The sequence below is a fragment of the Myxococcus sp. CA040A genome (assembly GCF_013336725.1).
GTDB classification, from domain to species: domain Bacteria; phylum Myxococcota; class Myxococcia; order Myxococcales; family Myxococcaceae; genus Myxococcus; species Myxococcus llanfairpwllgwyngyllgogerychwyrndrobwllllantysiliogogogochensis.
This window is the reverse complement of record NZ_JABUMR010000008.1, coordinates 642,943-649,725: the sequence shown is the minus strand read 5'-3', so window position 1 is coordinate 649,725 and position 6,783 is coordinate 642,943. Positions and strand designations below refer to the sequence as shown.

Here is a 6,783-nt window from a genome sequence, read left to right as displayed (position 1 = left end):
GTGCGACGGGGTGTGAACGCGGCCAGCGGCAAGCGCGCCTCCAGTAGGTAGGTCTCGGACGCCGTCCCCGCCCTCCCCGACACTCTGAGGCATGGCAGGTGTTGAGTCCCGCGCCCGGGGCGAGTCGGCGGATGGTGGAGATGGGGCTGCCCGGCCCCTGACGGTGGACCAGCAGCGACTCTGTGAGCGGTGGCGCCCGCTGGCCCTGGCGTTGACGCTGAAGCGCCTGCACGTGGCTGGGCTTGCGCACCACGAGGACGAGGCCGCAGGGCTGGCTGCCGATGCTCTGGTGAGTGCCGCCCAGCGGTGGGTGCCCGCCGAGAGCCGATTCCCCTGGTACCTCCGGATGCGTGTCCAGGCGGTGATGTCGCGCTTCATCCACCGACACCCCGAGACGACGAGCCTGGACGAATTGCTCCCCGGCAGCGACCTGGACACCTTCGCCAGCAGGCTCTCGGCCGAGCGCGAGGAGGAGGGCGCCGCCAGCGATGCCCGGGATCTGTCGCGGCGGGCGGAGGCGGAGATTGTCGACCGGCTGGTCCAAGGGCGGGATGGGGATGTCGCCCGCCGTCAGGCACATGAGGCCTTCGAGACCTGGTGGGCATGCGCGATGGAGGGCCGCTCCGGCGCCGAGGTGGCCCGCGCGCATGGAGTCTCCCCGCAGGCCGTGGCGATGCGGCTGGCCCGCGTCCAGCGCGTCGTCGAGGCGTGGGCACGGGCGGTGCGTGGGGACACCCCGGCGAAAAACAGGCGCGGAGGACTCGCATCTGACCGAGCGGGAACAGCCGTTGGAAGGGACCCGAGTGCGCGTGCTGAAGGGCAACGCGCCGGCTGTGATGACCTCGCCTGTCACAGGCTGGCGGAGCATGGGCTCATTAGCTGAGGTGGCGAACCTGCCTACCGAGCACTTTCGGTCGGCACGTGGTCAGCGATGCGTCGTACTAGACGCGTCCTTCGCAACACCAAGAGCAGTCTCGGATGACGAACCCATTTCGGACGCCCCACCTGCGGAGTGCCTTCTTGTCGGCAAGGGCGAGCTTTCGATAGCCCCTCTCCGTGTACGCCTCGGGGCGACGTCGTGCCGGTCTGGCCCGCGGTCGAATGGTCCAACATCGAGCCTGATGAATCACGTAGTACTGGCGGTCGTGGCTCCTCGTGACGTTGGCCAAGTACCAGCCAGGATGCTTTGCGAGGAATCTTAGATAGTCGCTGCCGTTGTCGAGTTGCGTAGGCGTCATCGGCATTGGTGCCCCCTATGTGAAAAGGGAATGAACGAAGCATGCATGAGGGGCGGGATCCCCCAAATGGGACTTAAGGGTCACTTGCTAACCGTGCGGCGGCTCTCGACTCACTTATCCCACTGGCTGCCGGACGCCGTCCCCACCCGCCCCGACACTCGGCGGCGTGGCACGAAAGCCCCCCACCACCCCGCCTGACGCCCCGGAGCCGGACGACGGCACGGGCGATGCCTCGCGATCGCTGACGCCGAAGCAGGCGGCGTTTGTCCGGGAGTACCTCAAGGACAGCAATGGGAAGCAGGCCGCCATTCGCGCCGGGTACACCGAGCGCTCCGCCGAGGTGACGGCCTCGAAGTTGCTAAGGAATCCCAAGGTTTACGCAGCTGTCGAGGCAGGCCGCGCGGCCGTCGCTGAGCGCGCCGAGGTCGAGGCGTCCGACGTGCTGCGCGAACTGCTGCGCATCGGCATGGCGGACATGGCCGACATCGTCGACGAGTCCGGCGAGGTGCTGCCGCTGAAGCGCATGCCGCTGGCCGCCCGCCGGGCCATCTCCAGCGTGGAGGTGGAGGCCGTCTTCGCCGGGAAGGGCGAGGCGCGCGTCCAGGTCGGCACCATCACGAAGGTGAAGTTCTGGGACAAGCCCAAGGCACTGGAGCTGCTCGGCAAGCACCTGAAGCTCTTCGCCGAGAAGCTCGAGGTGACGGGCAAGGGGGGCGGCCCTGTCCAGGCGGAGGTGAAGGCCGAAGTGAAGGCTGAGGTGAAGCATGTCGAGCCCGACCCCGAGCGGATTGCCGCCATCGCAGGACTTCTCGCCCGACTGGGTGCGCTCCCTGCCGCTGGGGGAGCAGCTCCAGCTCGCCCGGCTGATGGAGCCCCGGATGAGTAGCTACGTGCCGCACCGGCCCCACGCGACGCAGGCGGCGTTCCTCCTGTTGGGGGCGGTGCGCGAGGTTCTCTTCGGCGGTGCGGCGGGTGGCGGGAAGTCCGACGCGCTCCTCATGGCCGCGCTCCAGTACGTGGACGTGGCCGGCTACGCGGCCGTCCTCTTCCGGCGCACGTACCAGGACCTGAACCAGCCGGACGCGCTGATTCCCCGCAGCAAGACGTGGCTGAAGGGGACGGACGCCCACTGGGACAATGAGCTGCACCAGTGGACGTTCCCCTCCGGGGCGCTGGTGAAGTTCGCCTACCTCCAGCACGCGGACGACGTCTTCAACTACCAGGGCGCGGCGTACCAGTTCATCGCCTTCGACGAGCTGACGCAGTTTACCCAGCCCATGTACGACTACCTGCACGGGCGCCTGCGCAAGCCGGAGGGGATGGACGTGCCGTTGCGGATGCGCGGCTCGGCGAACCCGGGCGGTGTGGGCCACGAGTGGGTGAAGGCCAAGTTCATCGACGTGAAGCCCAGCGGCGAGGTGGCCTTCGTCCCCTCGAAGCTGGAGGACAACCCCAGCCTCGACAAGGCGGAGTACGAGAAGAGCCTCGGTGCCATAGCCGACCCGGTGCTGCGCGCCCAGCTCCGCCACGGGGACTGGAAGGTCCGCCCGGCGGGGAAGCTGTTCCGGCGCGAGTGGTTCCAACTCGTGGACGAGGCGCCTGCGGGGCTGCGCTGGGTTCGCTACTGGGACCTGGCCGCCACGGAGGAGCGCCTCGGCGTGCGCGGCAAGCCGAAGAACGACCCGGACTGGACGGCCGGCGGCAAGGTTGCGGTGCGCAAGCTGAAGGACGGTGCGCAGGAACTGTGGGTGCGCGACGTGCGCCGCATCCGGGGCACTCCTCGCGAGGTGGAGACCTTCGTGAAGGCGACCGCCGAGGAGGATGGGAAGGCCGTGCCCATCTGGCTGGAGGAGGAGCCGGGCAGCAGCGGGAAGAACACCACTTTCAACTACGCCTCGCGCGTCCTCTTCGGATTCACCGTCCGCGGACACCGGAAGACGGGCAGCAAGGTGGAGATGTGGGGCCCCGTCAGCTCCCAGGCCCAGGCAGGCAACGTGTACCTGGTGCGCGGCGCCTGGAATGGCTGGTGGGTGGAGGAGGCCGTCGCTGCGCCGAACCCTGGAGTGCATGACGACGGGCTGGACGCTGTCGCGGGCGGCATGGCGGTCTCTGCCGTTCCCGACGCCACCTTCCGGGTGGGGAGCTACCGGTGAGCGTTGCGTGCGCCACGGCACCAGGTGCCGTCCTGTACGTGTCCGGCTCGTACCGCGTCTGGGTGCGGCACGCCGTGCTGGCGAAGGCCCAGCGCCTGGCCCGCGTGCGCGCCCCGCTGGAGACGGGCGGGCTGCTGCTGGGGCAGGTGGTGGACGGTGAGGCCCACGTGTTGGCGCTGACGGGCCCGGGAAGGCGCGCGCGTCGCAGCCGCCTGGGCTACGAGTCGGACGGGACGCGGGACACCTGGCTGGTGGCGCGCGTCCACCCGCAGCTGCGCTACCTGGGCGACTGGCACACCCACCCGGGCGGCCCCGCGGTGCTGTCCGCGACGGACGTGGCCTCCATTCGGGGGACGTTGACGCCGTCCCGGCCCGAGGTGCTGCACCTGCTGCTGGCGGGCCCGGCCGACATGGCGTCCCCTGTGGCCGCCGTCTTCACCATGGTGCGGGGCGAGGCGGGCGTCCGCCGCATGAAAGAGGGCCGCGAGTGATAGCCGCGCGCCGTCGTGCCTCCTCCACCTGGCGCCTGCGCGGGCGCGGGTTGCCCCGTGCCGCCCGGAGGGACTCCGCATGGGTGGTGCTGCGCTTTTACGCACACCTCGCTGACCGCGCGTCCCCGCGCCTGTCCCGGCTGTCCCTCCGGGCTTGGCAGTACGTCCACCTTCGCCGCACCGGCAACGCAGAGAGGGCCCGCTGAATGTCCGCCGACGTCAACACCCCGGGTAGTGCTTACAAGGCCATGCAGGACGACTGGACGTTGGTGCTGTCCCTCCTGGGCGGCACCAAGGCCATGCGCGCGGCTGGAAAGACGTACCTGCCCATGCACCCCAGCGAGTCGTCCGAGGCGTACCAGGACAGGCTGAAGCGCACCTTCCTCTTCAATTACTTCGAGGCCGTCCTCTCCACCCAGGCGGAGATGCCCTTCGCCAAGCCCGTGAAGCTGGGGGACGCGGCACCGGAGGAGCTGCGCGCGCTGGCGGACGACGTGGACAGCCTGGGCAACGACGTCACCGCCTGGGCCCGCGGTGTCTTCCGCGACGGGCTGGGCAAGGGGCTGACTCACTTCCTCGTGGACTACCCCCAGGTGGACAGCGAGCGGGTGAAGACGCTGGAGGACGAGCGCCGCGCGGGCGTGCGCCCCTACTTCGTCCATGTGCCCGCGGAGTCCCTCATTGCCGCGTACGCCGAGGTCGTGGACGGCAAGGAGGTGCTGACGCACGTCCGCATTCGCGAGTCCGACGTGCGCCAGGAAGGCTTCAGCGAAGTCGCTGTGGAGCGCGTGCGCGTCCTCGAGCCCGCGCAGTGGTGGCTGTACGAGAGGGAGGGGACGGGGGCATGGGAGCTAGTGGGCGAGGGCCCCAACGCACTCGGCTTCATTCCCCTCGTCACCTGGTACGCCGGCCCGCGGACGGGCTTCATGCAGGCGAAGCCGCCTCTCCTGGCCCTGGCTGAGAAGAACCTGGAGCACTGGCAGTCCAGCTCGGACCAGCGGAACATCCTCACCGTCGCGCGCTTCCCCATTCTGGCCGCCTCTGGTGTGGCCCAGGAGCAGACGGCGGGCGCGGGCGGCTCAGGGCGGGGGGACACGGAAGACGACGAGGTGGGGAGCGCCCCCTTCAAGCTGGGGCCGCACACGCTGCTCACCACCGTCAGCCCTCAGGGCAAGTTCTACTATGTCGAGCACGGCGGCGCGGCGATTGCGGCTGGCCGGGCGGACCTGGAGACGCTGAAGGAGGAAATGGCCGCCCTCGGCATGGAGCTGCTCGTCCGGCGCACCGGTACCACCACCGCCACCGAGAAAAGCATCAACGCCGGGCAGAGCCAGTCGAAGCTCCAGGCCATGGCCGAGTCCTTTGGCGATTCTCTGGAGCTCGGCTTCCACTACGCGGGGAAGTGGCAGCGGCTAGAGGTGCCGGACGACGCGCTGAAAGTGGCGGTGCACACCGACTTCGGCATCACCGAGGAAGACGCCGCCGGGCTGGAGCTGCTCTTCAAGGCGCGCGCGGCCCGGGAGATTTCGCGCCGGACGTTCCTCTCCGAGTACAAGCGCCGGGGCGTCCTCTCGGCGGACTTCGATGCGGACGTGAATGCTGACGAGCTGGAGTCCGAGGGGCCGGCGCTGGGCACGTTTGGGCGGGCATTCGCCGCCCGCTCAGATGGGCGGGGCGGCGCGGTGCCGGTGTTTGCTGGCGGGGTGGCTGCTGTTGAGTGACGTCCTGATTCGATAGGCCGTATGTGCTGGACATCCATCGTAGGGAGACCCGGTATGACACGGTGCGTCGCTGTCGCCGTGTGCGGGCGCCCTCGAATTCGTCAGGGCCGAAAAGGAGCAGTCGAACTACTAAGGGCCACGCTTCCCTTTGGGAATGTCTGCGAAAGTCTTAGGTCCAGCGCCCTGATCGTCAACTCTGGATGCAGTGAAGGTCCGCAAGTGATGCTGGCAATTGGTAAGCTGGTTCGTGTCCCCCTTTCCATCTTTCTCATGTCGATCTCGAGGTAGGGAATGAGTCGGGCACCGGCGGCCCTAAATGAAAGACCGTCACTGTCTGGTTTTTTTAGAAGTAACAATCTCCACTCTTGTTCTTCCTTGAATCCTGGATGCTTAAACCGAAGATACGCCTGAGCTAGGGTCAGTCGTAGATGGCGGTGGGCGAGTTCGAGATCGTCGTTACGCTCTGGCTCCCACCCTGCTTCTTGCCATGCCAAGACGAGTTCGCAAAACTTGTCAAGACACTGTCCGATGTAGTCTCGTTGCTCTTGGGCGTTGTATATGACTTTAATTAGGTTGCGGGACTTCATATCTCCATGTGCAGATGCCTCGAGATGTTGCGCCTGCATTCCTATGGAAAAGCCGACGCCGGATGAGCCGTACCCCCTCCATTGACTCAGGAGGTCGCCTTCCTCGCAAAAACAAGCAATATACGAGGAGATTGCCGATGATTTGGCGCCGAATATATCCGCAGATTTCCGGGCTCGCAGCAGTAGCTCGTTTACGGCAGGGGTTGGAGGGGATTTAAGCCGCTCGTCGATGGCCGTGCAAATGAGCGAATGGGCGTATGTTGCTTCAACCGAATCATTCAAGAAGCCGGTCTGGCTAAACCATAGTTTTTCTGTTTTTAGAATACCAAGCAGTCCGTCGGGCGTGGTGTAGTGAAACAGTATTTTTGGTGGGTTTTTGTCGAGCGCGTCGAAATCTGAGGTGAGAGACTGTTCGAGGTCGTCAGCCTCTTTGGCCGTATTGGGGTCTGGAGTCATAGCGAACCATTGTGCCACAAGCTGGAGTTGCTCTCCCACCGGCGCGCGTGAACTTGCCAGCCCAACGGTGGTCGGCACCAGCGTGGCGGCTCTTTAGGCTGCAGAGCCCTTGCTTCGAGTGTCGCTGTGATTCCCGC

6 protein-coding genes are annotated in these 6,783 nt (G+C 66.9%); 5 read left to right on the top strand and 1 reads right to left on the bottom strand.

Annotation, left to right across the window (positions count from 1 at the left end):
* Positions 1 to 91 precede the first annotated feature (91 nt).
* From HUA75_RS35510 to HUA75_RS35495, 5 genes are all read left to right on the top strand, one after another.
* Positions 92 to 883 (top strand): hypothetical protein, encoded by a 792-nt coding sequence (locus HUA75_RS35510; protein WP_174488923.1) that lies wholly within the window; start codon positions 92 to 94, stop codon positions 881 to 883.
* A 521-nt stretch (positions 884 to 1,404) separates the two neighbouring features.
* Entirely contained in the window at positions 1,405 to 2,124 is a 720-nt protein-coding gene (locus tag HUA75_RS48075; protein WP_217446413.1) for a terminase small subunit, read from the top strand.
* Complete coding sequence (locus HUA75_RS47215) at positions 2,105 to 3,391, top strand: terminase large subunit domain-containing protein (protein WP_371746267.1); 1,287 nt, start codon at positions 2,105 to 2,107, stop codon at positions 3,389 to 3,391. Before HUA75_RS48075 ends, HUA75_RS47215 begins: the two co-directional genes overlap by 20 nt.
* Positions 3,388 to 3,882 carry a Mov34/MPN/PAD-1 family protein gene (locus HUA75_RS35500; RefSeq protein WP_174488921.1) on the top strand — a complete coding sequence of 165 codons (495 nt, stop codon included), beginning with the start codon at positions 3,388 to 3,390 and terminating at the stop codon, positions 3,880 to 3,882. The genes HUA75_RS47215 and HUA75_RS35500 overlap by 4 nt, the downstream gene beginning before the upstream one ends.
* 206 nt (positions 3,883 to 4,088) lie before the next feature.
* Complete coding sequence (locus HUA75_RS35495; RefSeq protein WP_174488920.1) at positions 4,089 to 5,603, top strand: DUF4055 domain-containing protein; 1,515 nt, start codon at positions 4,089 to 4,091, stop codon at positions 5,601 to 5,603.
* Positions 5,604 to 5,704: 101 nt separating this feature from the next.
* Here the strand turns inward: HUA75_RS35495 and HUA75_RS47605 are convergent, their stop codons facing one another.
* Entirely contained in the window at positions 5,705 to 6,724 is a 1,020-nt protein-coding gene (locus HUA75_RS47605; protein WP_174488919.1) for a DUF2971 domain-containing protein, read from the bottom strand.
* Between the last annotated feature and the right edge of the window lie 59 nt (positions 6,725 to 6,783).